At 68.6% G+C, this 25,267-nt stretch carries 21 protein-coding genes; 12 read left to right on the top strand and 9 right to left on the bottom strand.

Features of this window, described 5'->3' with window-relative positions; all coding sequences use genetic code 11:
* A complete protein-coding gene (locus HQ314_RS17145) occupies nucleotides 1–789 on the bottom strand; it encodes an SDR family oxidoreductase (protein WP_027506419.1) in 789 nt (262 codons plus the stop codon).
* A 110-nt stretch (nucleotides 790–899) separates the two neighbouring features.
* On the opposite strand from HQ314_RS17145, the gene HQ314_RS17140 reads away from it, so the two are divergent.
* Both HQ314_RS17140 and HQ314_RS17135 read left to right on the top strand, forming a co-directional pair.
* Complete coding sequence (locus HQ314_RS17140) at nucleotides 900–1,310, top strand: hypothetical protein (RefSeq protein ID WP_027506420.1); 411 nt, start codon at nucleotides 900–902, stop codon at nucleotides 1,308–1,310.
* The gene (locus tag HQ314_RS17135) at nucleotides 1,307–1,813 is read left to right on the top strand and encodes a methylated-DNA--[protein]-cysteine S-methyltransferase (protein WP_222650685.1); all 507 of its coding nucleotides are present in this window, start codon (nucleotides 1,307–1,309) and stop codon (nucleotides 1,811–1,813) included. The genes HQ314_RS17140 and HQ314_RS17135 overlap by 4 nt, the downstream gene beginning before the upstream one ends.
* On the opposite strand, the gene HQ314_RS17130 is transcribed toward HQ314_RS17135, so the two are convergent.
* Nucleotides 1,734–2,432: a lysoplasmalogenase gene (locus HQ314_RS17130; RefSeq protein WP_222650684.1), complete on the bottom strand. Its 699-nt coding sequence runs from the start codon at nucleotides 2,430–2,432 to the stop codon at nucleotides 1,734–1,736. The two genes, HQ314_RS17135 and HQ314_RS17130, sit on opposite strands and share 80 nt — an antisense overlap.
* Before the next feature lie 76 nt (nucleotides 2,433–2,508).
* Between HQ314_RS17130 and HQ314_RS17125 the strand changes: the two genes are divergently transcribed.
* The 4 genes from HQ314_RS17125 to thiD all read left to right on the top strand — a co-directional run bounded on the left by HQ314_RS17125 (nucleotide 2,509) and on the right by thiD (nucleotide 6,741).
* Nucleotides 2,509–2,955 (top strand): MarR family winged helix-turn-helix transcriptional regulator, encoded by a 447-nt coding sequence (locus HQ314_RS17125; protein ID WP_056444311.1) that lies wholly within the window; start codon nucleotides 2,509–2,511, stop codon nucleotides 2,953–2,955.
* On the top strand, nucleotides 2,952–4,193 hold the full coding sequence (locus HQ314_RS17120) for an MFS transporter (RefSeq protein WP_081821365.1): 1,242 nt from the start codon (nucleotides 2,952–2,954) through the stop codon (nucleotides 4,191–4,193). The genes HQ314_RS17125 and HQ314_RS17120 overlap by 4 nt, the downstream gene beginning before the upstream one ends.
* Nucleotides 4,194–4,398: 205 nt before the next feature.
* Nucleotides 4,399–5,877: a hypothetical protein gene (locus HQ314_RS17115; RefSeq protein WP_222650683.1), complete on the top strand. Its 1,479-nt coding sequence runs from the start codon at nucleotides 4,399–4,401 to the stop codon at nucleotides 5,875–5,877.
* 75 nt (nucleotides 5,878–5,952) lie between these two features.
* On the top strand, nucleotides 5,953–6,741 hold the full coding sequence (thiD, locus tag HQ314_RS17110) for a bifunctional hydroxymethylpyrimidine kinase/phosphomethylpyrimidine kinase (RefSeq protein ID WP_056443661.1): 789 nt from the start codon (nucleotides 5,953–5,955) through the stop codon (nucleotides 6,739–6,741).
* Between the two features lie 3 nt (nucleotides 6,742–6,744).
* Here the strand turns inward: thiD and pyrE are convergent, their stop codons facing one another.
* The 4 genes from pyrE to HQ314_RS17090 all read right to left on the bottom strand — a co-directional run bounded on the left by pyrE (nucleotide 6,745) and on the right by HQ314_RS17090 (nucleotide 9,415).
* Nucleotides 6,745–7,281, bottom strand: coding sequence for an orotate phosphoribosyltransferase (gene pyrE / locus HQ314_RS17105; RefSeq protein WP_037186299.1), 537 nt, complete (start codon nucleotides 7,279–7,281; stop codon nucleotides 6,745–6,747).
* Between the two features lie 24 nt (nucleotides 7,282–7,305).
* On the bottom strand, nucleotides 7,306–7,872 hold the full coding sequence (locus HQ314_RS17100; protein ID WP_222633151.1) for a hypothetical protein: 567 nt from the start codon (nucleotides 7,870–7,872) through the stop codon (nucleotides 7,306–7,308).
* 69 nt (nucleotides 7,873–7,941) lie between these two features.
* Nucleotides 7,942–8,730: an SDR family oxidoreductase gene (locus tag HQ314_RS17095; protein ID WP_222650682.1), complete on the bottom strand. Its 789-nt coding sequence runs from the start codon at nucleotides 8,728–8,730 to the stop codon at nucleotides 7,942–7,944.
* A 55-nt stretch (nucleotides 8,731–8,785) separates the two neighbouring features.
* Nucleotides 8,786–9,415, bottom strand: a complete 630-nt coding sequence (locus HQ314_RS17090; RefSeq protein ID WP_056444305.1) for a hypothetical protein — start codon at nucleotides 9,413–9,415, stop codon at nucleotides 8,786–8,788.
* A gap of 214 nt (nucleotides 9,416–9,629) precedes the next feature.
* On the opposite strand from HQ314_RS17090, the gene HQ314_RS17085 reads away from it, so the two are divergent.
* A complete protein-coding gene (locus HQ314_RS17085) occupies nucleotides 9,630–15,098 on the top strand; it encodes a carboxyl transferase domain-containing protein (protein ID WP_222633152.1) in 5,469 nt (1,822 codons plus the stop codon).
* 82 nt (nucleotides 15,099–15,180) lie between these two features.
* Here the strand turns inward: HQ314_RS17085 and HQ314_RS17080 are convergent, their stop codons facing one another.
* A complete protein-coding gene (locus tag HQ314_RS17080; RefSeq protein ID WP_222650681.1) occupies nucleotides 15,181–16,032 on the bottom strand; it encodes a hypothetical protein in 852 nt (283 codons plus the stop codon).
* A 118-nt stretch (nucleotides 16,033–16,150) separates the two neighbouring features.
* Here HQ314_RS17080 and HQ314_RS17075 point away from each other — a divergent pair, with 118 nt between their 5' ends.
* The gene (locus HQ314_RS17075; RefSeq protein ID WP_222650680.1) at nucleotides 16,151–17,557 is read left to right on the top strand and encodes an amino acid permease; all 1,407 of its coding nucleotides are present in this window, start codon (nucleotides 16,151–16,153) and stop codon (nucleotides 17,555–17,557) included.
* An 18-nt stretch (nucleotides 17,558–17,575) separates the two neighbouring features.
* Here HQ314_RS17075 and HQ314_RS17070 read toward each other — a convergent pair whose 3' ends face one another.
* Together HQ314_RS17070 and HQ314_RS17065 are read right to left on the bottom strand one after the other, a co-directional pair.
* Nucleotides 17,576–19,108 carry an HNH endonuclease signature motif containing protein gene (locus tag HQ314_RS17070; protein WP_222650679.1) on the bottom strand — a complete coding sequence of 511 codons (1,533 nt, stop codon included), beginning with the start codon at nucleotides 19,106–19,108 and terminating at the stop codon, nucleotides 17,576–17,578.
* A gap of 32 nt (nucleotides 19,109–19,140) precedes the next feature.
* Nucleotides 19,141–20,085 (bottom strand): YafY family protein, encoded by a 945-nt coding sequence (locus HQ314_RS17065; protein ID WP_222650678.1) that lies wholly within the window; start codon nucleotides 20,083–20,085, stop codon nucleotides 19,141–19,143.
* Between the two features lie 95 nt (nucleotides 20,086–20,180).
* Here HQ314_RS17065 and HQ314_RS17060 point away from each other — a divergent pair, with 95 nt between their 5' ends.
* The 4 genes from HQ314_RS17060 to HQ314_RS17045 all read left to right on the top strand — a co-directional run bounded on the left by HQ314_RS17060 (nucleotide 20,181) and on the right by HQ314_RS17045 (nucleotide 25,264).
* Nucleotides 20,181–20,549 carry a VOC family protein gene (locus tag HQ314_RS17060; RefSeq protein ID WP_222633156.1) on the top strand — a complete coding sequence of 123 codons (369 nt, stop codon included), beginning with the start codon at nucleotides 20,181–20,183 and terminating at the stop codon, nucleotides 20,547–20,549.
* 106 nt (nucleotides 20,550–20,655) lie between these two features.
* On the top strand, nucleotides 20,656–22,251 hold the full coding sequence (locus HQ314_RS17055) for an MFS transporter (protein ID WP_222650677.1): 1,596 nt from the start codon (nucleotides 20,656–20,658) through the stop codon (nucleotides 22,249–22,251).
* A 42-nt stretch (nucleotides 22,252–22,293) separates the two neighbouring features.
* Nucleotides 22,294–24,066, top strand: a complete 1,773-nt coding sequence (locus HQ314_RS17050) for an EAL domain-containing protein (RefSeq protein ID WP_222650676.1) — start codon at nucleotides 22,294–22,296, stop codon at nucleotides 24,064–24,066.
* A gap of 22 nt (nucleotides 24,067–24,088) precedes the next feature.
* Nucleotides 24,089–25,264 (top strand): GTP-binding protein, encoded by a 1,176-nt coding sequence (locus tag HQ314_RS17045; RefSeq protein WP_222650675.1) that lies wholly within the window; start codon nucleotides 24,089–24,091, stop codon nucleotides 25,262–25,264.
* The last annotated feature ends 3 nt before the right edge of the window (nucleotides 25,265–25,267 follow it).

Genomic DNA, 25,267 nt, shown 5'->3' with positions numbered 1-25,267 from the left:
TCAGGAATGGGACAGACGGCGGTTGACCTCGCGGGTCAGCCAGACCGGGGAGAACCGCGAGCCCATGGACAGCGCCTTGGACGGGAGCCCCACCGGGAAATGCACCTTGTGATAGATCCGCTTGGCGGGCTGCGTCGACTTGAAGATCGCGTCGGCGACGTCCTGCGCGGTCAACTTGATGCCCAGCGAACCGGTGGTACCGGTCTGGATCCCCTTGGTCATGGCGGTCTGCACGAAGAGCGGCCACATGGCCTTCACGGCGATGTCGTGCTTGTGCCACTCGAGGTCGAGCGCCTCGGTGAGCCCGCGCACCGCGAACTTGGTCGCGCCGTACGTGGCGAGCTCGGGCTGGCCGTAGATGGCGGAGGCGGAGCACAGGTTCACCACCTGGGCGCCGCGCGTCTTCTTCAGGTACGGGAACGCTTCGAGCAGACCGTTGAGCACGCCGCCGACGTTGATGTCGAACTGCTTGCGGTGCGTCTCGATGGCCTGCTCGGCGAACTGGCCCGCGATGAGGATGCCCGCGTTGTTGATGAGCACGTCGAGTCGCCCGCCCGCCGCCTCGTCGAACTCCTTCAGTCGCTCGGTGAACTGCGCGGTGTCGGTGACGTCGAGGATTCCCGTCGTCGACGTCGAGCCCTTCGCCGCGATCTCCTTCGCGAGAGAGGCCAGTCCCGTCTCGTCGATGTCGTAGGCACCGACGTGGTACCCGGCGGCGGCGAACGTGAGTGCGGTGGCCCGCCCGATGCCGGCTGCTGCGCCGGTGATGAAGACAGTAGGTTGAGACATGTCTGAAGAGTAAAGGGTCGGGCTGAGCTGCAACAGAGCGGTGAGCCGAAAACTTACCGCCGAGTAGCTTCCGGCGTCCTCGGAGGCGCTCACGGGAGGGATCCGAGTCGATGGACCACGAGAGAGTGGGTCGGGCGGTGGCCGTGGTCACCGCCATCTACGTCGTCGTGCTGGCGGTCTGGGCGCTCGTGCTGCTCCCCAAGGCCCCGGACGGCACCGTTCCGTATCAGATCGCTGCGCTGGTCGCGGGCTTCGGCGCGGCACTGGGACTCGCGATGATGGCTGCCGGGCGCCCCACCGCCGACGAACGCCGCATGCGCGACCACGGGCTCGAGGGGTGGGCCGTCGTCGACGAGGTACGGGAGGTCGGAGCCGAGACGGAGGTCGACCTCACGATCACCGTGCCCGGGTCGGGGTCCTACCCGGGCACCGTCCGACGCACGGGGTCCGTCCGGTACGAGGTCGGCGCGACCGTTCCCGTCGTCGTCGATCCCGACGACCGGACGCGGATCCGGTTGTGACACCGACCGACTCGACCCGGCACCACACCGTTCTCGACACCCCGGTGGGTCCTCTCACCGTCGTGCGCACCGGGACGGCGCTGTCGGGCGTCTACTTTCCCGGTCACCGTCCGGCACCGGCTCCCGGCCGGATCGGCACCGCCCGGGCGGACGGGTTCGACGAGATCCGCGATCAGTTGGCGGAGTACTTCGGCGGCCGGCGGCGCCGCTTCGATCTCGAGCTGGCCCCGGCGGGAACCCAGTTCCAGAACGAGGTGTGGGCTGCGCTCCGCACGATCCCCTACGGCGAGACGTGGACGTACTCCGCTCTGGCAGTCGCCGTCGGCCGGCCCACCTCGGTGCGAGCGGTGGCGTCGGCCAACGCCCGGAACCCGTTGTCGATCGTCGTGCCGTGCCACCGCGTCATCGGAATGTCCGGCAGCCTCACGGGTTTCGCCGGCGGCGTCGAGCGCAAACGCCTGCTGCTCGATCTCGAGTCGGGAACCCCGACGCTGTTCCCGTGAGGGAGTCGACGAGCGCGTACTGAGCGCCGATGTAGGTCGCGAGCACCGCGACCTCGAGGACGTCGCGCAGGCGCGCGTCGGCCGTGGTCCGCCGCACGAGCACCATGCCGTCGGAGACGGTGAACAGCGTCGATCCGACGACGGCACGGGTGTCGCCGTCCGCACCGAGAACGGACATGGCACCGAGGGCGACGCCGTAGGCCATGGAGATCGGTGCAATGGTCGGGGCGCGTCTCGTGGCCAGCACGGCGCCGCCCGCCCATCCCGCCGCTCGAAGCAGAGCATGGTGCGGCCGCGCGCGAGAACCGTTGCGATGCAACAGTACCGACCAGCACCCCTGCATGACGGCGAACGACGACGCCCCCGCGGTGAACCGGCGATCGTCGTCCGGATCGATCATCGCGACGTCGCCGAGCGTCGCCGCCGAGAGCCCCGCAGCCAGCAGTGGCGAGCGGTGGGCGCCGGATCGCACCGCGAGAATCGGCATGAGGAGCGGCTTGCACACCGTCTGCACGACGGGTCGGTGCGTGGCGGCACCGACGATGGTGCCCGCCGCAGCGACGGCGTAGGCCAGGGCCGCGGCCCTGCGGACCAGCGTGGCGGACGACCCGGACGGCATGCGGACACCGTAACCGACCCCACACTGGATTTCGATAGTTAGCTTATGTAACGTTAAGGGAGTGCAGACCACGGCGATGCGAACCGACGAACTGCGGACACTGCTGTCCGAACTGGTCACCACGACCTCGCGCTTCACCCGGCTCGCGGCCTCGGTCGCGCCCGCGGAGCATCCCCGTACGTGGTCGCGCGCGCTCTCCCTGCTCGACGAGTACGGCGCGATCCGGATCAGCGAGTTCGCCCGCCTCGACCGATGCTCGCAACCCTCGGCGACAGCCCTGCTGCGCACGCTCCACGAGAACGGTCTCGTCGACCGCATGACGGATCCGACCGACTCCCGCGCCGTGGTCGTGTCGATCTCGGACCACGGACGCACTTGGCTCGCCGACTCGCGTCGCGCCATCGGCGACGGACTGCTCCGCCACCTGGGCGAGCCCGATCCCGACCAACTCCGACGCATCGTCGAGGGCCTCGACGACCTGCGCTCGGTACTCAAGAACACAGCACGAAAGGAACACCCGTGACGACGATCGAGGAGAAGAAGGACGCGTCCCAGCCGAGCCTTCTGCAGCAACCGAAGGCCGTGTGGGCAGTGGCGTTCGCCAGTGTCATCGCCTTCATGGGGATCGGCCTCGTCGATCCCATTCTCAAGCCCATCGGCGAACAGTTGAACGCGACACCGTCGCAGGTGTCTCTCCTGTTCACGTCCTACATGCTGGTGACGGGCGTGGCGATGCTCGTCACGGGCGTCGTCTCGTCGCGCTTCGGCCCGAAGAAGACACTCCTGGCCGGTCTCGCGATCATCATCGTGTTCGCCGCGCTCGCAGGCTCGTCGAGCACCATCACCCAGATCGTCGGGTTCCGCGCCGGCTGGGGACTGGGCAACGCACTCTTCATCGCGACCGCCCTGGCGACGATCGTCGGCGCCGCGAGCGGTGGCGTCGCGCGGGCCATCATCTTGTACGAGGCCGCACTGGGCATCGGCATCGCCACCGGCCCGCTGGTCGGCGGCGTCCTGGGCAGCATCAGCTGGCGGGGCCCGTTCTTCGGCGTCGCCGTCCTGATGGCCGTGGCCGTCGTGCTGCTCGTCGTCATGCTGCCGGAGGGCGAGAAGCCCACGCACCGAACCTCTCTCGCGGACCCCTTCCGCGCACTGCGGCACCGCGGACTGCTCACGGTCGGCATCACGGCACTGCTGTACAACTACGGATTCTTCACTCTGCTCGCCTACACGCCGTTCCCGCTCGACCTCGGCACCTACGCGATCGGCTTCATCTTCTTCGGCTGGGGACTCGCGCTCGCGGTGGCCTCGGTGTTCCTCGCACCGCGCCTGCAGCGCCGGTTCGGGACGCTGAACATGATGATGTTGGCGCTGCTCCTCTTCGCAGCCGACCTCGCCGCGATGGCTCTGTTCACGGAGAGCAAGCCGGTTCTGATCGTGTGCGTCGTCCTCGCCGGACTGTTCCTCGGCGTCAACAACACCCTCATCACCGAGACCGTCATGATCTCGGCGCCGGTCGAACGGTCGACCGCCTCGGCGGCCTACAGCTTCGTGCGGTTCGCCGGCGGCGCTGCCGCCCCGTACCTCGCCGGCAAGCTCGGTGAATCCAATGTGCACGTGCCGTTCTGGGTGGGCGCCGCCTGCACCTTCCTGGCCATCGGCGTTCTCGCGACCGGTCGGAAGGTCCTCGCACACGTCGACGACCACGACCCCGCTCCGCACAGCGTCGACGAGGCGGCAGCACTGACCGTGGGCGACTGACCAGGGAAAACTGAATCACACCAGTCACATTCACCGCATGAACACCATCTGCACCAAAGGTCACACTTCGATGACGAAGTAACTCTGAAGTAAAGGTCTAGGCGGACCGGAAGGTACGTTCTGTTCGGTCGGGGGACGCGTACACCATTCTTCACCGCTTCTCGGATACGGCAGGAATGCCGTCTTCGGTATCGAAAGGCCATTCATGTCGGACAAGTCCATCACCCGTGCCCGCAGGACGCGGCTCGCTGCAGCAGGCGCCGTGCTCGCCGTGTCGCTGGCTGTCGCCGCACCCGCCGTGGCCGTCGCCCAGCAGGATCCGCCGGACAGCTCGGAGAGCAGCGAGTCCTCCTCGAGCACCACCACCGAGGCTCCCGCCACGTCGAGCACCGAGCAGGCACCCTCGGCGACGGATGCGCCGCCGGTCACCACCGTGCCCACCACCGCTCCCCCGGCCCGGCCGCTGCCGCAGGTCACCGGTTCCGTCGTGGTCGACGACGAGGGCAACTCCTCCATCAAGGTCGACATCGACGCGAAGCTGACCGAGGACGAGAAGAAGGCACTGCAGGTGGCCAAGGACGCCACCAAGGCCGCCGTCGACGCCATCAAGAAGGCGCAGGCATTCCTCGACGACGCCATCGCCGCAGCGCAGGGCGGCGACGCCGCTGCCGAGGCCGAGGTCGACGAAGCGAAGGCCGAGCTCGAGGCATCCAAGGCCGAGGAATCGGCGTCGGTCGCCGAGCAGGAGAGCATCGTCGCCGCCGGTGTCGCCGCCAAGGCGCAGGACGAGGCGGACGCCGCCAAGGCTGCAGCGGACGAGGAGAAGAGCAAGGCGGACGCCGCTCAGGCCGAGGCCGACGCTGCGAAGGACAAGGCCGACGAGCTCGAGGGCGACGCTGCCGCGGATCCGACCGAGGCAGAGGCCGCGCGTGCGGACGCCGATGCGAAGGCCGAGGCCGCAGCCGCCGCGCGCACCGCCGCGGAGGAGGCCACGAAGGCTGCCGAGGAGTCGTTGAAGGCCGTCGGTGACGCGTTCGCGACGCTCGACGCCGCCAAGGTCACCACGGCGATCCAGGCCGCGTACGCGAAGGCGTCGACGCTCTTCGCCGCTGTCGTCAAGGCAGCGACGACGCAGGTGGCCGCCACGGTCGCCGAGGAGAACGCGAAGCGGCTCGAAGCAGCCGGTGACGCCGAGGCGGCAGCAGCAGCAGCCGAGGCCGCCGCAGCAGCGAAGGCCGAGGCCGAGGCAGCTGCGAAGGATGCCGCGGACAAGAAGGCCGCCGACGAGGCTGCCGCGGAGAACGCCGCCGAGGAGACCGTCACGGTCGAGGTCGGCGACGAGAAGAAGGAGGACGTCGAGGTCGCGACCATCGACTCCACCACGGTCGAGGTCACCGCCTCCGGAATCCGTCTCATCGGCTTCTACGTCGACGGCCCGACGCGCACGTTCAAGGTGGTCGACTACTTCACCGACGACGAGGAGGGCAACGTCATCGTCGCCGGCGAACTGCCGGAGATCGGTCTCGTGTCGTCCGAGTCGAGCCTCGCGGGGTCGGATCAGGCGAGCGCCTCCAACGACGAGGGCGGACTGCCCGTCGCCGCGATCGGCACCGGCGTGGCCGTCGTCGCCGTCGCGGGTGTCGGTGCGTTCGCACTCTCGCGTCGCAAGGGCACTCGCTCCTGACGACCGAGCGCGTGGGTGCGGGGGCTCTCTCGGCCCCGCACCCACGCGCTCTCGGCGTTTTGGGATGATGATGACATGCCGACACTCGCCTACGTCATCGCCGGATCCGAAGCCACGGGAGGCGCCGGCCTGCAGGCCGACCTCAAGACGTTCGAGCGGCTCGGGGTCTACGGCGTCGGCACCATCACCTGCATCGTCTCGTTCGATCCGAAGGCCGGGTGGGGCCACCGTTTCGTCCCCATCGCGGGACCGGTGATCGCCGACCAGATCGAGGCGGCGACGGCTGCCCACTCACTGGACGTCGTGAAGATCGGCATGCTCGGCACACCCGAGACCGTTGCCACCGTCGCCGAGTCGCTCCGTCAGCAGCCGTGGCGACACGTCGTCGTGGATCCCGTCCTCATCTGCAAGGGCCAGGAGCCGGGCGCGGCGCTGGACACGGACAACGCCCTGCGCGCCGAGATCCTCCCGCTCGCGACCGTCGTCACGCCCAATCTCTTCGAGGCGCAGACCTTGTCGGGAATGGACTCGATCGAGTCCGTCGACGATCTGTCGGAGGCCGCCCGCCGCATCGCGGACCTCGGACCGCGCTACGTGGTGGTCAAGGGCGGCGCGGGTCTGCCCGGCGACGAGGCCGTCGACGTCCTGTTCGACGGTACCGACGTCTCGGTGTTCCGTGCGCCGAAGATCGGCGAGGAGCGCGTCTCCGGAGCCGGCTGCATCTTCGCCGCCGCCATCACCGCCGAGCTGGCGAAGGGTTCCTCGGTCCAGGACGCGGTGGCCACGGCCAAGGACTTCGCGCACGCCGGCATCGTCGGCCGCGTGACGACGAACGCGCCCTTCACCGCCGTCGGCTGGCAGTAGAGCTCAGAGGTTCAGGTCGCCCAGACCGAGGAGGGACCGGTACTCGAGACCCTCGGCCGCGATGACCGCGTCGGCGCCGGTGGCGCGGTCCACCACCGTCGCGACGCCCACCACGACGGCACCGGCGTCACGCAGAGCCGCGACGGCCGTGAGCGGGGAGTTGCCGGTGGTGGTGGTGTCCTCGACGACCAGGACCCGTTTGCCCACGATGTCCGGGCCCTCGATCTGGCGCTGCATGCCGTGGGCCTTGGCCGCCTTGCGGACGACGAACGCGTCGATGGGACGGCCCGGCGCGTGCATGACCGCCAAGGCGACGGGGTCGGCACCCATGGTGAGTCCGCCCACGGCGTCGAAATCCCAGTCCGACACCAGTTCTCGCATGAGCTGCCCGATGAGGGCACCGGCGCGGTGGTGCAGCGTCGCACGGCGGAGGTCGACGTAGTAGTCGGCTTCCGTGCCCGACGACAGCGTCACCTTCCCGTGCACGACGGCCAACTCGCGGACCAGTTCTGCCAGTTCGGACTTCTCGGTAGCTGCCACGAGCAGTGAATCTATCGGGTGCGCTCAGGCGGCGTGCTGCGGCGCCCGCAACCACGCCGTGTCGGCGTCCGCGGTCTCGGCGAACACAGCGGGCGCCCGGACGCCCAACAGCCGGACGACGGGTCCGGACAGCGGCGAGTCGGCGAGCGAGGCCAACGACGAGGCCTGCGTGTTGTACACGCGGACGGCCCCGGCGACGCGATGCTCGATGCGATCGAGTTCCGTTGCGGGCGAGCTGAAGTCCCACCCGAGAGGCCCACTGGCCCGACCGTCGAAGAGCACCTCGTGCAGCGCGACCGACAGCGCGTTCTCGGCGCCGGCCCGGGCGCCGAGCTCGGCGCGCCGATCCCGCATCATGGCCGACAGCGACCGCGCTCCGACGAGTTGGTTCACGGCGGCGCGGTCGAGATCGGCGTCGACGGCAGCGCGCACGAGATCGGGGATCACGGCCCGTCGTCGATCGAGCTCGATCTCGAGCAGGTTCAGTCCGGCAGCGACGGAGTCGGCCGACCGACGTGTCCGCCGGACGACCGACACGATCCAGCCGATACCGATGATCATCACGAACGCCACCAGGGCCACAACAGTCACACCAGAAACATAGCGCCGTCGAGTATGAACGTCGACCCGAGGTCGAGGGTTCGTCTCGGCCGTTGGAGCTTACGTGCGACCGCGCGCGCTGCCGACCAGGGAGACCACGCGGCGAGCGATGGTACGGGGCACCAGACGCGATACCGAAGTCAGTGACTTGTACTGAAGCCCAGGCACACTCAGCACGGTGTTCTTCTCCAGGTCGGCGAGCGAGGCGTCGACGACCTGGTCCACGGAGAGGTACATGAACGACGGAATCGACGACATCTCGATGCCGGCGCGCTCGTGGAACTCGGTCCGCCCGAAGCCCGGGCACAGAGCCTGGATGCGGACGCCGGTGCCGGCGAGACCGCCCGCGAGACCCTCGCTGAACGAGACGACGTACGCCTTCGACGCGGAGTACGTGGAACCGCGACCCGACATCAGGCCGGCGACGCTGGCCACGTTGATCACCGAGCCCTTCGCACCCGCGATCATCGACGGCAGCGCCGCGCGGGTGAACTGCATGACGGCGGTGACGTTGACGTCGAGCTGCGACTGCAGCAGCGCGGGGTCCGCCGTCCAGAACTCGCCGGACGTGCCGAAGCCCGCGTTGTTGATCAGGACCTGCACGCCCTCCTGCAGTCGGGCGACCACGGCAGCGCGGCCCTCCTCGGTCGCGAGGTCCGCGCCCAGGATCTCCGACGAGGTGCCGTACGACGCGCGTAGCTCGTCGGCCAGCGCCTCGAGCCTGACGGTGTCGCGGGCGACCAGGACGAGGTCGTGGCCACTGGCGGCGAGACGGCGGGCGAACCCGCCGCCGATGCCGGACGTCGGACCGGTGACGAGTGCGATGGGCCGCGGTGTTGGAGTCGACATGCGCACGAGACTAACGGGTGAGGTTCCTCACGGCAGCACGTGGCTGATGAAACGATCAGTCGTCGCGTCCGGGTGCTGCGCGGCGTCGCGAGGGCGGCAACACGTGCAGAAGGCCGGACAGACGGGTGACGGCGTCGATCGCGGCGTCCCAGTCGCGTCCCGAACTGCCCACCGGAACGGTGCCCAGCGTCCACGGACCCTCGCTCCACAGCAGCTGCACCACATCGGGCACCGAGTGCGTGAAGGCGACCATGCGCTGGTCACAGACTCGCCGTGCCACGTCGAGGTCGGTCGCGAAGATGATGCGCGGACCCAGCGAGCCGAGGAGCTGCATGTCGGCCTCCTTCGGCGGCGGCGTCGTGCGGGACCGCAGATCGAGGTCGACGTCGGATCCCACCTCGCGGCGCACCGCCACGACGGTCGCGGCGTCCTCGAGGTCGAACAGGACGAACTCCTCGCCGCGTCGCACACCCTCGACCACGTCGACGGCACCGAGGAACTCCTGGTTCGCCATGGCCGCGCGCGAGAAGGTCGACGGCAGGTCGGGATCGGCGGGAACGTAGTGGTAGCCCTGCGCTTTCGCCCAGATCTGACGCACCCGGCCCTGCTGTCCGCGGCGGGCGCGATCGATGTACAGCAGTGCCACCGCACCGAGGAGTGCGATTAGAGCAAGGCCGAACCACATCGCTGTCATCGCTCTCCACTGTACTTTTCCCGGGGCACGGCGCCGTCGTCGGCCCATCGTGTCATTACCCGCCGGTATACCCGTGGGTAGCGCATCGCCACAGGTCAGTGACCGATCACGACCCTTTCGGGCGTTGGTGAGATGTACTCGCCAGTACGCTCGTGGACCGTCACACTGGCTCGGAAGACACTTTCCCTTCGAGACGGCGGAGCGCATGTTCACACGCATAGCAGTAGTCAACCGAGGCGAAGCAGCTGTTCGCCTCATCCGAGCGGTACGCGAGCTGAACAACGAATCGCGGTCCGCCGAGCCTCTGCGCGTCATCGCTCTGCACACCGACGCCGAGCGGAAGGCGATGTTCGTCCGCCAGGCCGACGAGGCCGTCACGCTCCGCAAGACGGGCGTGCAGAACCCCTACCTCGACTACGTCGAGCTCGAGCGCGCACTCGTCGAGGCCCGCGCCGACGCCGTGTGGGTCGGCTGGGGCTTCGTCGCCGAGGACCCGACCTTCGCCGACATCTGCGCTCGCCTGGGCATCACGTTCATCGGTCCGTCCGCTGCCTCGATGCGCCTGCTCGGCGACAAGGTCGAGGCCAAGATCCTCGCCGAGAAGGTGGGCGTCCCGGTCGCGCCGTGGAGCGGTGGTCCCGTCGAGACCCGCGCCGATGCACGTCGGCACGCCGCCGCCATCGGTTATCCCCTGATCATCAAGGCGCGCAGCGGCGGTGGCGGTCGCGGTATCCGCAAGGTCTTCGCCGAGGACGAGCTCGAGCTCGCACTCGAGCGCACCCAGGGTGAGGCCGAGCGCTCGTTCGGCGACCCTGTCGTCTTCCTCGAGCGGCTCGTCACCGAGGCGCGCCACGTCGAGGTCCAGGTCATCGCCGACACCCACGGCAACGTGTGGGCACCCGGCGTCCGCGACTGCTCGATCCAGCGTCGCAACCAGAAGGTCATCGAGGAGTCCAGTTCGGCCGTCCTGACCCGGGAGCAGGCCGACGAGCTGCGCGCCGCCTCCGCGGAGCTGGTCCGCGCCGCCGGGTATCACGGCGCCGGCACGGTGGAGTACCTGTACCAGCCCGAGCAGAAGATCTTCACGTTCCTCGAGGTCAACACGCGCCTGCAGGTCGAGCACCCCATCACCGAGGTGACGACGGGCCTCGACCTGGTCAAGCTGCAGATCCTCGTCGCGGGCGGCCACGTGCTCGAGGGCGACTGCCCGACCGAGTTCGGTCACGCCGTCGAGGCACGACTCAACGCCGAGGACGCCGACAACGGTTTCGCACCGGCGCCCGGCACCGTCCGGTTGCTGAAGTTCCCGCTCGGATCGGGCCTGCGCGTCGACACGGGCATCGCCCAGGGCGACGTCATCCCGCCCGACTACGACTCCATGGTCGCGAAGGTGATCGCTTGGGGCCGTGACCGTTCCGAGGCCCTCGCCCGGCTGCGCACGGCGCTTCGCGAGACCACCGTCGTCATCGACGGCGGCACCACCACGAAGTCGTTCCTGCTCGACCTGCTCGACCGCGAGGAGCTCATCGACGCCACTGCCGACACCGGCTGGCTCGATCGCACCGGCGCGGGCACCGCGGAGGGCCCCACCCGCGTCGCCGACGTCGCACTGATCGCCGCGGCCGTCGACGCCTACGACGCGGACGAGGCCCGTGAGCGCGCCAAGTTCCTGCTGTCCGCCCGCGGCGGCCGTCCCCGCGCCAGCCACGACATCGGCCGCACGGTCGAGCTCAACTACCAGGGCCAGGGCTACCGCCTGACCGTCGGCCAGGTGGGACCGCACCGCTACCTGGTCGCGGTCGACGACCACGAGATCACCATCGACATCGAGCGGCTCGGCACCTTCGAGCGTCGCGCCGAGATCGACGGCACCCGCTACTCCGTCGTCACCGTGCCCGGCCCCGCCGGGTATCTCGTCGAGGTCGACGGCGTGAGCCACCAGATCAGCCAGGACGAGGCCGGCCTGGTGCGCGCACCTGCCCCCGCTGTCGTCGTCGCCGTGCCGGTCGCCGTGGGCGACGAGGTCGAGGCGGGACAGACGCTCGTGGTCCTCGAGGCCATGAAGATGGAGACCGCGGTGCGCGCCGCCTCTGCCGGTCGGGTGAGCGAGGTGCTCGCCGTCGTCAACGCACAGGTCGACAACGGCGCGGCGTTGCTGCGCGTCGACCCGATCGGTGAGACGGCCGCCGCCTCCACCACCGCCCGGGTCGAGTTCCGCTCGCCGTGCGGCGACGCCGACCGCGACGACCGCATCGACGCACTGGCCCGTCTCGACGAACTGCGGGCTCTCCTCAGCGGATTCGACGTCAGCGCGTCCCGTGCGCTCGCCACCATCGCCGAGTACGACGCTCTGCGCGGGGCACTCCCGCGCAAGGACGGCGAGCTGGTCCGCGCCGAGCTGGACCTGCTCACCACCTTCGCCGACATGTGCGAGCTGACGCGTAACCGTCCGACCATGGACGAAGAGGGCACCGACGAGCGCGTCCACAGTCCGCGCGAGCACTTCCACGCGTTCCTGCAGTCGCTCGACGCCGACGTCCAGGGCCTGCCGGACGAGTTCCGCGACAAGCTGGCTCGCGCACTACGGCACTACGACAAGAACGATCTCGATCGCGGCACCGATCTCGAGGAGGCCGTCTACCGACTCTTCCTGGCGCAGCAGCGCATCGAGAACCAGGTCCCGGCCATCGCGGCACTCCTCGATCGGTGGATCGCCGACCCGTCGGTCGCCCCCGACGCGGACAGCGCCGTCGGTGAGGTGCTCGACCGCCTCGTCGTCGCGACCCAGGTGCGGTACCCGGTGATCGGCGACGTCGCCCGCAACCTCCGCTTCCAGTTGTTCGACGAGCCGCAGATCCGCAAGGCGCGCGAGCAGGTCTACGACGGTGTCCGCGGCAGTCTGCAGTACCTGGCCGAGCGGCCCGACGCCGACGATCACCAGGAGCGCATCGACGCCCTGGTCGCCACGGAGGAGCCGCTCGTGGAGCTGCTCTCCCAGCGCATGTCCGACCCGGGCGCCCTGCTCGAGGTGATCACCCGCCAGTACTACGAGATCCGTGACTTCGAGGACGTGAAGGCCTTCGATCGCGAAGGGCAGCACTATGTCTCGGGCACCTTCACCCTCGTCGGCGGCAAGGTCAACCTGCTCTCGACGATGACCGATCGCGCCGGCCTCTCGTCGACGCTGGTGGCGCTCACCGAGACCGCGGGGCCGGCACCCGAGAACCTCGCGGTGGATCTGTACCTCTCGTGGCCGACAGCTCCCGAGGACGGCGACCAGGTGGTCGAGGAGCTGCGCACCGAGATCGCCGCACACCCGGCGACCACGTCGTGGCGTCGCGTCACGGTCACCGTGTTCGGACGCGGCACCGGCATCTCGCGCCAGGTGACGTTCCGGCCGCAGGCAGGCGTTCTGACAGAGGACGTCTCGCTCCGCGACCTGCATCCGCTCACCGGTCAGCGACTGGACCTGTGGCGCCTCAAGAACTTCGACGGCACCCGCATCCCCTCCGCACCCGGCACGTACCTGTTCGATCTGGTGGCGAAGGACAACCCCAAGGACGAGCGACTGGTCGCCCTGGCCGAGATCCGCGACGCCGCAGTGCAGTTCGACGCCCAGGGCAACGTGGTCTCGGTTCCCGCCATCGAGCGCACGCTCTCCGCGTGCCTCGACGGCATCCGCCGCGCCCAGGCTCGCCGCGGCAACCGCCGCCTCGACCACAATCGCGTCGTCCTCTACGTGTGGCCGGTGCTGAACCTGCCGCTCGACAAGCTGCGCATCGTGGCCCGGCATCTCGCGCCGCTCACCGTGGCCGCCGGTCTCGAGGAGATCACCATGATGGCCCGCGTCGTGGTGCGCCCAGGCGCGGAGCCCACCATGCAGGCCCTGCGCTTCTCGTACCGACCCGGTACCGGAGTGGTCACCAAGATCACCGACCCGCCCACCGAGCCCATGCGCCCGCTGGACACGTACACGCAGAACGTGCAGCGCTCGCAGGCACGCGGCACCGTGTACCCGTACGAGCTGATCCCCGTGCTGACCAAGCGCGACGGTTCCTTCGTCGAGTACGACCTGGACGAGTCCGGTGCGCTGCAACCCATCTCGCGGCCGTACGGTCAGAACACCGCGGGCATCATCGTGGGCCTGGTGTCCACGCCGACGGCGCTGTACCCGGAGGGCATGACCCGCGTCGCCCTGTTCGGCGATCCGACCAAGGCGTTGGGCACGGTGGCCGAGGCCGAGTGTGCGCGCGTCGTCGCCGCGATCGACCTGGCCGAGGAGATGAACGTCCCTGTCGAGTGGTTCGCGCTCTCCTCAGGCGCGACCATTTCCATGGGCAGCGGCACGGAGAACATGGACTGGGTGTCGCGGGCTCTGCGCCGCATCATCACCTTCACGCAGGCCGGTCACGAGATCAACGTGATCGTCGCGGGCATCAACGTCGGCGCGCAGCCGTACTGGAACGCCGAGGCCACGATGCTCATGCACACCAAGGGCATCCTGGTGATGACGCCGGAGAGCGCGATGGTGCTCACCGGCAAGCAGTCCCTGGACTACTCCGGTGGCGTCTCCGCGGAGGACAACTTCGGCATCGGTGGCTACGACCGCGTCATGGGCCCCAACGGGCAGGCGCAGTACTGGGCTCCGAACCTCGGAGCTGCGTGCGACGTCCTCTTCGCGCACTACGATCACGCGTATCGCGCACCGGGAGAACGCTTCCCGCGCCGCACCACGACCGTCGACCCGGTCGACCGCGACGTGCGGACCTACCCGCACGTCCACCCGTCGAGCGACTTCAAGACCGTCGGCGACATCTTCTCCTCGGCCACCAACCCCGAGCGCAAGAAGCCGTTCGACATCCGCACCGTCATGCGCGCCGTGGTCGATCAGGACCACGCCGTGCTCGAGCGGTGGGCCGACATGGCCGACGCGGACACGTCCGTCGTCTTCGACGCCCACCTCGCCGGTTACCCGGTGTCGGTGATCGGCATCGAATCGCGTGCCATCTCGCGCAAGGGATGGTTCCCGTCCGACGGCCCCGACCAGTGGACGTCGGGAACGCTGTTCCCCCGCTCGTCCAAGAAGACGGCCCGTGCGATCAACGCAGCCAGCGGCAACCGCCCGCTGGTGGTGCTGGCCAACCTGTCCGGCTTCGACGGGTCACCGGAGTCGCTGCGCAACCTGCAGCTCGAGTACGGCGCCGAGATCGGCCGTGCCATCGTCAACTTCGACGGACCGATCGTGTTCTGCGTGGTCTCCCGGTATCACGGCGGCGCGTTCGTGGTGTTCTCCGGAGCGCTCAACGAGAACATGGAGGTGCTGGCCGTCGAGGGATCGTTCGCATCCGTCCTCGGTGGTGCACCGGCCGCAGCAGTGGTCTTCACGCGAGACGTCAACAAGCGCACCGCATCCGACCCGTCCGTCCGCGATCTCGAGGCACGCATGAACTCCTCCGAGGACGACACGGAGCGGGCCCGGTTGCAGGTGGAGCTGTCGGCCACCCGCACCGCGGTGCGCTCGGAGAAGCTCGGTGAGGTGGCGTCCGAGTTCGAGGCGGTGCACAACATCGAGCGAGCGCGGACCGTCGGTTCGGTGCACCACATCGTGGCGGCCGCCGAACTGCGCCCGCAGATCGTCGCGGCTATCGAGCGCGGAATGGCCCGCCAGGCCTGACCTGATCGACAGAGAGACACCCTCCCCCGCGTGTGCGGGGGAGGGTGTCTCTCGTTCGGTGGTGGCGGTCGACGCCCCGGCGTCAGTTGAAGCCGATACCGGCGCTGACGATGACCTCGGCGGTGATGGACCCGTCGGCCAGCGGGGTGCCCTGCACCACGATCGAGGTGCCGGGCGCGAGGTCCGCCACCGTGGCAGCGCCGAGCGCGAGGATCTGCGTGTTCGCGTTCGTCACCACGGTGACGGTGGACCCGCCGATCCCGTCCATGACGATGGTGGTGCCGTCGTTCGAGATGATCGTGCCCACGGAGGCCCCCTGGGACCCCAGCGCCTCCCCCACTCCCCCGGGAATCTGCTCCAGACCCGGCAGCGAGCCGAGCGGCGGGACGCTCGTCGACGGCGGCGCCGTGGTCGTGGGCGGGGCGGAGCGCGGCGTGATGGCCGGCGCCGCGGTGCGCGAGGACGACGTCGAGTCGTACAGCAGATAGGCCCCGGTGCCGATGAGTGCGATCACGACGAGCGCCGCCACGACGATGAGTGCGGTCTTCGGACCGCGCGGGGGCTTGCTGTCGCCGTTCTCGAGGAAGGGCGCCTCGCCGTACTGGTTCTGCTGGTACTGGTTCTGCTGGTACGGGGGCTGCTGGTACTGGGGATAGCCCTGCGTCGGGTAGCCCTGCTGCTGCGGATGACTCTGCTGTGTCGGGTAGCCCTGAGTCGGATACTGCTGCTGCTGGGGGTAGCCCTGCTCGTACGGCGGTTGCTGGGCGTACCAGTCGCCTGCCGGGAGCGCCTCGGTCGGGTTGTAGCCGGACTGCCCGTAGGCCTGGCCCGGATCCGACGTGTGACCGGGAGTGCCGAGGTACTCCGTCGGCTGGTCGCGGTCGCGGTCGCGAGCCGAGTCGTCGTTGTCGCGCGGTCCGGTCGGCGTCGTCATGACCTCAGGATAGTCCCCGAAAAGACCGGGCAAATCGGACGAGATGTGCCGTGCGCCGGGCACCGAACCGACCGTTGTGATCGACTCGGAAGGTTCGCATCTCACGAGGAGAACTGACATGTCGATCGACAACAAGGACGCGGACCCAGTCAGCGCGACCGGACAACCCGGCGCTCTGGGAACCAGTCTGAAACCACGTCACATCACCATGATCTCGATCGCCGGTGTCATCGGCGCCGGACTGTTCGTCGGATCCGCGACCGCGATCAACCTGGCCGGCCCCGCCGTGCTGTTGTCGTATCTGTTCGCCGGCATCCTCGTCGTCCTGGTGATGCGCATGCTCGGGGAGATGGCGACCGCCAACCCCGACACCGGATCGTTCTCCACGTATGCGACCCGCGCGCTCGGCCACTGGGCCGGGTTCTCCGTCGGGTGGCTCTACTGGTGGTTCTGGGTGCTGGTCATCCCGGTCGAGGCCACGGCCGGTGCGCTGATCATGTCGTCGTGGATCGGCGGTGACCAGTGGATCTGGGCGCTCGCCATCACGCTGATCCTCACCGTCACCAACCTGCTGAGCGTGGGCAACTACGGCGAGTTCGAGTTCTGGTTCGCGCTCATCAAGGTGGTCGCGATCATCGGGTTCATCGCGCTCGGCGTGCTCGCGATCCTGGGTCTGCTGCCGGGCAGCGACGTCAGCGGGGTATCGCACCTGTGGTCGGACGGCGGGTTCATGCCCTTCGGTTTCGGTGCCGTCATCGCCGCCATGCTCACGACGATGTTCTCGTTCATGGGCACCGAGATCGTCACCATCGCCGCCGCGGAGTCGCCCGATCCGAAGAAGGGCATCACCCGCGCGGTCAACTCGGTGATCTGGCGCATCATGATCTTCTACCTCGGCTCGATCTTCATCGTCGTCGCCCTGGTGCCGGCCGCGGAGCTCGACGCCGAGACCGGCTCGTACCAGTTCGTGTTGGGGCAGATGAACATTCCGCACGCGGACCGCATCATGGACGTCGTCATCCTCACCGCCGTCGCCTCGTGCCTGAACTCCGCGCTGTACACGGCGAGCCGCATGTTGTTCTCGCTGTCCGAGCGTGGCGACGCCCCCGCGGCGGTACGCAAGGTGTCGAGCCGCGGCGTGCCCTACGTCGCCGTACTGGCCTCCACCGCACTAGGATTCGTGGCCGTCGCCGGCAACTACGCGCTGCCGGAGAAACTGTTCGGGTACCTGCTCGCGACCACCGGTGCCGTGGCTCTCTTCGTGTACCTCGCCATCGCGGCCAGCCAGTTGGTGTTGCGGCGCACGCTCGACCGGGAGGGTCGCCGACCTCCGGTGCGCATGTGGCTGTATCCGTGGCTGACGTATCTGGCGATCGGCTTCATCGTCGTCGTCCTCGTGATGATGGTGATCATGCCGGAGCAGCGGACGGCCATCGGCTTCTCCGCGGTGCTGGCAGCGGTCACCGTGGTGGCCGGTGTGCTGCGTCAGCGACGCGTGACCGCCGCCGAATCCGCGCGCGTCTGACAGCCCCGCCACCGTCGTTCAGAACGGTGGCGGGTCGTCGATCGCTGCGGCTTCTCGAGCTCGGCGGTTGCGTGCCCGTTCAGCGCGTCGCCGCGCATGAACGGCCGCAAGGCGAGTGCGTCGTCTCGTCGGTGGCGACTCGGTCCCGGGCGGCGGGTGCACCACTGGCTCGTCGAAGGTGACGTCGGCCAGTTCCGGGTGGAGGTCGTATCCGTTGTGAGCCGGACCGGGAACGGTGCGACCCTCCGGGGTGGTGACGGTCGAGAGGACTCTGCCGGGTAGCTCCGGGTCGGGGTACTGATCGTCGAGGAAGTCGGTGAACGTCTTCAGAGTGTGGTGAAAGCGGCACTTGCTGTTGAGATTCACCGCCGTGGTCTGTCCACCGGCGGCCGGGTCGTCGTGGTCGTACTCGGTCACGTGGTCGAGGTCCGCCGTCACCGCCGGGTTGTTGCATCCGGGCCACGTGCAGTACTGGTCGCGGGCACGGACGAACGTCTCGAGTGCCGCGCTGGGCCGATACGGGTCGGCCGGCTGATGGGCTGCGGGCGTCGCGTCCATCCGTCGACGCACGGCATCGGAACGGTTCGCCAGATCCCGCAGGTGGTCGGGCGAGATGACACCGTGACCGTGCAGGAAGCCGGAGCGGCCGGAGGTGTCGGGGGCTGCACCTTCCGGGCTCGATGCAGCTGCGGTGACCGCATCCAGGGTGGCCGCGTCACCCACCACGTGCACGACGACGGTGGTCGCGCTGATCGAGTCGGGGTCGGTCTCCGTGTGTGTGCACGTGGGATCGCCGCACTGACAACCGAATCCGGTGCCGGTGACGAGTGCGAACAGTGCGTCGGACGCGCGAGCGTTGCGGCTGCGCGGATCGCGCGAGCAGACGTTCGCAGCAAGAGCCTCGACACGGGTTGCGACGAGCAGCGCGTCCTCGGCCGCCAGGGTGGCACCGACGGCCGCCATGCCGTCGGGAGCGTTCTCGACCCAGAAGGAGCGATTCTCCTTGGCCCTGATGCGCCTCTCGCGCACCGCATCAGGATCATGACGATGAACGATGCAGTCGACCATGTCCCGCAGCCGGGTGTCGGACCACGAACGGCGACGCCGAAGGGCGGCAGCGATCTCGGCGTCGACCTCGTCGGCGTAGTCGCGGCCGTCCACCAGATCGGTACGAGTGACGATGGTGTGCAGGTGTTTCGGCGCGAGCAGCCCGTCCCGCAGACACTCTGCGACACGCGGCAGGCGATCGCGCAACACGAGGGCGCGAAAGAGAATGCCGTCGGCGGCACCCTGACTGACGGACAGCACGGTGGCGATGCGGGCGGCGCACTGTGTCGCCGCGTCCAGGCGTCGGCGGTCCGAGGCCTCGACCGGCGCGACGATCAGGGCGTGGAGGTGCGCGGCCGCCCGGTAGCGAGTCCACTCCAGGAAGCCGAGGCCGGCGGTCGCGTGAACGACGGTGTCCAGAGCCTCCTCGATCGACGCATCGGTCAGCGCCACCGGAAGGCCCATGGCCTCCGGATTCTGCTGCGCCCACCCCGACTCGAACATGTGTGCGAAGATAACAGGAGCCACCGACACCGTCAGAAATGTCGACGAGCGAGGTCTGCCGCCAGTTCCGCGACGCGTGTCCGCGCCTCGTGCGGCTCCACCACCTCGAGGTGATCGGCGAACTGCAGCAGTTGCCGTACCCCCTCGATGGTCGAGTATCTGATCGACATCTGCGTCCAGCCGTCTCCGGCGGGCTCGCTCGCGGTGATGCGCGATCCGAGCACACGGTGGGCGAGATCTGTTCTGTTCGAACGGAGACGAGCCGTGACGATCACGTCGCCGGGCGCCTCCACCGCCGCGGACAGCTCGGACCACACACCGCGCAGGCCGACGGAACGATGGTGACTCGACTCGCCCGTGACCTCGTACCCGTCCAACCGCGCCAGTGCGAACAGCCGTCCGCGCCGACCGACGTCGGCGACCAGATACCACCGTCCGGCCTTCGCGGCGAGACCGTACGGATCGACCACCACCGCTTCTGCCTCGAGCGCTCCGCTTCGCCTGTAGCGCAGAAGGAGTCGGCGGCCGGAACGAAGGTCTAGTGCCAGATCCCCGACGTTCACGACGTCACGACCGGGTGCGAACCAGCTCGTGTTGTCGACGACGACCAGCTCCGCGAGACTGCGGCTCGCCGCCTCGACGCCTGCTCGACGCGCCGCGATCTTGCGCATCGCCATATCGTGCGTCCCGGTCACACCGAGTCGCCCACGCTGCTCCTCGTCGAGACCGGCGAGCGTCACCGCGTCCATCTCTGCCGGCTCGAGGTACGACGCATTGAGTCGTGCCCCCGGCAACAGCACGATCCCGCCGTGCCGTCCGCGCTCGGCGTACACCGGCACCCCGGCGGCCGACAGGGCATCGACATCGCGCAGCACGGTGCGCCGACTCACCTCGAGACGTTCCGCGAGTTCACCCGTGGTGATGCGGTGCCGGGTCTGCAGCAGCAGTAGAAGGGCGAGAAGTCGGGACGACGTCATGACAGGAATTGTGCGCCGAATAGGTGACAGCTTCTGGCAGGTATGGCGCGCTTCATGGAGTCCGTCATCCACCTCACTCACACAGGAGCGTCCTCGTGCCCGCACCCAATCTGTTTCTCGTCTACGTCACCGACATCGACCGCGCGACCGACTTCTACAGTCGGCTGTTCGACATCGAGGCGACCTTCCGTAGCCCCCGCTACGTCGCCTTCGACGCGGGCGGAACCGTCACGTTCGCTCTGTGGAGCGGGCGCCCCGACCATGCGCACTCGGCCACTCCGCGGACGTCCGAGATCGGGGTGATGCTGCCCGGTCCGGCGTCGAGGATCGACGACGTGTTCCGGGACTGGTCCACGACGGCCGGACTCGTCGTCGTCGAATCGCCCCACGACGACGTGTTCGGTCGGACGTTCGTGGTCGCCGACCCGGACGGCAACCTCGTCCGAGTCGCCCCCGTCGACTGACCCGAGCGTGACGGCCACCACACTCGATTGACCGTGACGCAGCGACACAGTTACCTTCTGTCCACCTTCTATGCTACACCGCATAGAACCGACGGAGCGGGGTTCCATGGCACTGCATCAGGCACCACCCACCACCTCGCTGTCAGGGCGAGGCCGCGCGCTGGCGCTCCTCGTCATCTGCGCGGCCGAGTTGCTGGTGGTCCTCGACAACACCATCGTCAACGTCGCGCTGCCGTCCATCGGCGTCGAGCTCCAGACCTCGATGTCCGGCCTGCAGTGGGTGGTCGACGCCTACACACTGACGTTCGCCGGCTTCCTGTTGGCGCTCGGGCACTTCGGCGATCGGTACGGACGCTGCCGCGTCATGATCATCGGCCTGCTCGGGGTGGCGGCGCTGTCTGTGGTGGGGGCGCTGTCGAGTGACCTCGACCAGGTCATCGCGGCACGCGCCGTCATGGGCGTCTTCGCGGCGGCAGTGTTCCCGGCGACGCTGGCCATGATCATCACCATCTTCACCGACCCCCGCGAGAAGGCACTGGCCATCGCCGCCTGGACGGCCATGGCCGGTTTCGCCATCGCGATCGGTCCGACCGCGGGTGGCTATCTACTGGAACACTTCTCGTGGCACTCGGTCTTCTGGATCAACGTGCCCGTGGCACTCGTCGTGGCCGTCGCCGCTCGAGTTCTGGTCCCGGAGTCGCGCGCCGAGCACGTCGGCCGCTTCGACGTCGTCGGACTCGTGTCCTCACTGGTGGCGATCACGGCACTGGTGTGGACGATCATCGAGGCCCCGCATCGCGGATGGCTGTCGGCCACCTCCCTCGCCGGCTACGCGCTCTCCGCCGTGGCGATCGCCGGCTTCCTCGCGTGGGAGAAGCGCACAGCCGCTCCGGTTCTCGATCTGACTCTGTTCGCGAACCGTCGCTTCTCGCTCCCGGCCCTGTCGATCGCCGTCGGCTACTTCTCCATGTTCGGCTTCCTGTTCATGATCACCCAGTACTTCCAGGGCGTCCGCGAGTACTCACCGCTCGAGTTCGGCCTGCACTCACTGCCGTTCGCGGTGGCCGTGGGTGTGGGCGCACCGATCGCCACGCTGATCGCTCAGCGCTTCGGTGCCACCGCCGTCATCGTGCTGGGTCTGCTCATCGTCAGCACGGGGATGGCCATCGCCGGCCAGACCACCGTGGACACGCCCTACGTCGGCCCGGTATTGCTGTCGATGGTCCTCATGGGGCTAGGACTGGCCGTCGTCCAGGGACCCGCGACCGACTCCATCATGTCCGCGGTCGACCTGGACGGCGCAGGCGCCGGGTCGGCGGTCAACGACACGACACGCGAGATCGGCGGCACACTCGGTGTGGCGGTACTGGGTTCGATCGTCGCCTCGGTCTACTCCGCGCGGGTCACCCCCTTGCTCGACGCAGTGCCCTCGTCGCTGATGACGGACGGCGAGAAGGGTTTCGCGTCCGAAACCGTCATCGCGGTGATCGAGATGGCGAAGCGTCCCACGCCGTCGCTGTTCGAACAGCAGAAGGCGGAACTGATTCTGGCGATGAAGTCCGCAAGCCTCGAGGGATTCCAGTTCGCCTCGTACGTCACGGTGTCCGCGTGCCTGGCGTGCGCCGTGGCCGTCGCGATCTGCATGCCGTGGAAGCCCGCCGCCGACTCGGTTCTGGCCGCAGCACGAACTCGCCGCCGGTAGTCTGACGTCGGAGTGTGCCGCAGACCGTCGAAACGAGTCGTCGTGAGATCACAGCGGATCAGTCCTGATCCGGTTCTGTCGTTTCTCGCGTTGACGCCGAGACCAGCAGAACGATCTCGCGCCGTCATCGCGGGCATCACGGTGCTCGTCGGCGTCGCCGGCCTGCTGCTCCTGCCCTCCGACGCCCTCCGACCGGGCGGCGCGGTGTGGATACTTCTGTTCTCCGCCACGACCGTTCCCGTCGCGGTCGCCTGGTTCACGACCACGCGTCCGAGGCACTTCGAGACCGCCTACGTCGTCTACGCCGACGTGGGCGTGCTCACCGTCGTGACGATGTACGACTCCGCGTTCCTGTCGATGCCGGCATGCGCCGTACTGGTGCTGGTCTCCCTGTTCGCAGCGGCGTTCACCGACACCCTCACCCTCACATTGCATGTCGCCTTCTCTTGTGGCCTGCTCGTCGTGCTCGCCGCCGTCTCGATCGAGCAGGGCACGGAGATCTGGCTCGTGCTGTCACGCACGCTCGCGCTGATGAGCATGTTCGCCACGCCCTTCGTCATCCGCATGTACGTCTCCTACCTCCGCCGACAGGTCGAGGCCTCGCAACGCGATCCACTCACGGGGTTGCTGACGCGACGCGGGCTCTACAACCGGGTGACGTCGCAATCGCAGTCCGTGCAGAGTCGCCGCACCGCTCTCGGCGTCTTCGTCGAGATCGCCGACTTCGCGGACGTCGAGCAGCGTTTCGGCCGCGGCTCGGGCCGGGAGGTGCTCGAGGAGATCGCCGAGCGGCTCACCACCGAGGCTCCGGCGGACGCCGTCGCGGCACGGTTGAGCACCTCGCAGTTCCTGTGTGTACTTCTCGTCGGTCCGGACGGTTCCGCCGATCGCGCGATGCGGGATCTGGCCACCGGACTCGAGAGCACCCCTCTGCGCAGCGCACCGGTCACGGTTCTGACGGGCTCGGTGGCGGAGACCGTCGACCCGCATGCCGACGTGGGCACTACCCTGCACCACCTGATGACGCGTGCGGAGGCGACGATGCAGCGTCGCCACGCCAGTCGGGCGTCCGCGTCGGCGGACCTGCGCGACCGTATCGCGGCGCTCATCGCGTCGGGCGGCCCGAGCATCGTCTTCCAGCCCGTCTGCACCACCGACACGGGAGCCGTCGTCGGCTACGAGGCGTTGTCGCGATTCCCCGACGGGTACGGCTCTCCGCAGACGTGGTTCACCGACGCGTCGACCGTCGGCCTGCGCGTGGACCTCGAACTCAGTGCCATCCACGCGGCGATCACCGCGTCCAGCGTGCTGCCATCGGGTGCCTTCGTGGCGGTCAACACCTCGGCGGACACCATCCTGTCCAGCGATCTCGCCGCGGACCTGATCGGGCGCGGAGACAGGGGCAGACGCTGGATCGTGGAGGTGACCGAACACGACCGCATCGACGACTACGACGGGATGGGCGTCGCCGTCGAGATGTTGCGCTCGGCGGGCGTCCTCATCTCGGTGGACGACGTGGGAACCGGCTACTCGGGTCTGCGCCAACTGGTGGAACTACGTCCCGGCGTGGTCAAACTCGACGCCTCGATCGTGCGCGGCATCGACACCGACCCCATGCGTCGTGCCGCCGCCGTCAGCATCGTCACGTTCTCGCGGGAGATCGGTGCCGTCTGCATCTTCGAGGGCGTGGAGACCGCCGAGGAACTCGCCACGGCGCGCGAGGTGGGAGCGGATCTGGTGCAGGGATACCTGCTCGGCCGCCCCGCACCCGCCTCGGAACTGCTCGTGAGGGACACCCCCCACCCGACTGCTTGATGACAATGATTATCATCAAGGCATGGCCCCTCTGCTCCCCGTCACCGTCCTGTCCGGCTTCCTCGGCGCCGGCAAGACCACCATCCTGGAACACGTGCTCGCGAACCGGCAGGGTCTCAGGGTCGCGGTCATCGTGAACGACATGAGCGAGATCAACATCGACGCGAGGCTCATCGACGGGTCGGTCACCGGGTCGACCACGCTGGTCCGCACCGAGGAGCGGCTGGTCGAACTCACCAACGGCTGCATCTGCTGCACGCTTCGCGACGACCTCATCGAGGCCGTGGGCACGCTGGCGTCGGCAGGCGACATCGACTACCTGCTGATCGAATCGACAGGTGTCTCCGAGCCCCTGCCCGTCGCGGCATCGTTCGACTGGGTCTTCGAGCCCCGAGAGTGGGAGCCGCAGAGCGACGCGCCCGTCAGCCTCGGCACCCTGGCCCGCCTGGACACGATGGTGACGGTCGTGGACGCCTCCACCTTCCTCACGGAGATCTCCCGCGGCGACACACTCGACGACCGCGAGCTCGATGTCGCCGAGGGTGACGAGCGATCCATCTCGGACCTCCTCGTGGACCAGGTGGAGTTCGCCGACATCGTGCTGATCAGCAAGACGGACCTCGTCTCCGACGCTCTCGCCGGAGCCACCGACGCCGCCGTGCGACGGCTCAATCCCCGCGCCGAGGTCGTGCGCACGATCAAAGGGGCCATCGACCCCGCCCGAATCCTCGACACCGGTCTCTACGACCCCGAGGCCGCGCTACTCGCCCCGGGCTGGGACGACGAGCTCACCGGCACCCACGTGCCGGAGAGCGAGGAGTTCGGCATCTCGAGCTTCGTCTACACCGCCGACCGGCCGTTCCACCCCACGCGCCTGAACCGAACACTCGACCGGTTGCACGATGTGTTGCGAAGCAAAGGTTTCTGCTGGATCGCGTCGCGACCGGACCGGGCGGCGGTGTGGTCGCAAGCGGGCCCGAACCTCACCATCGACGGTGCGCAACCGTGGTCGGAGATCGACGTTCCGGCCGGCCAGGAGATCGTCGTCATCGGAGTACGACTACGCCCGGACATGGTTCGTGACCTTCTCGACACCGCACTGCTGACAGACGCGGAGGTGACAGCGGGTCCGGACGCCTGGAGGGGCTATCCGGACCCGTTGCCCGAGTGGACGATCGATGTTCACGTGCACGGTTGACGC

Source organism: Rhodococcus sp. BP-332, assembly GCF_019836065.1.
Classification (GTDB): Bacteria; Actinomycetota; Actinomycetes; order Mycobacteriales; family Mycobacteriaceae; genus Rhodococcoides.
The sequence above is the reverse complement of the archived record's forward strand: the minus strand, read 5'-3'. Positions and strand labels throughout refer to the sequence as shown.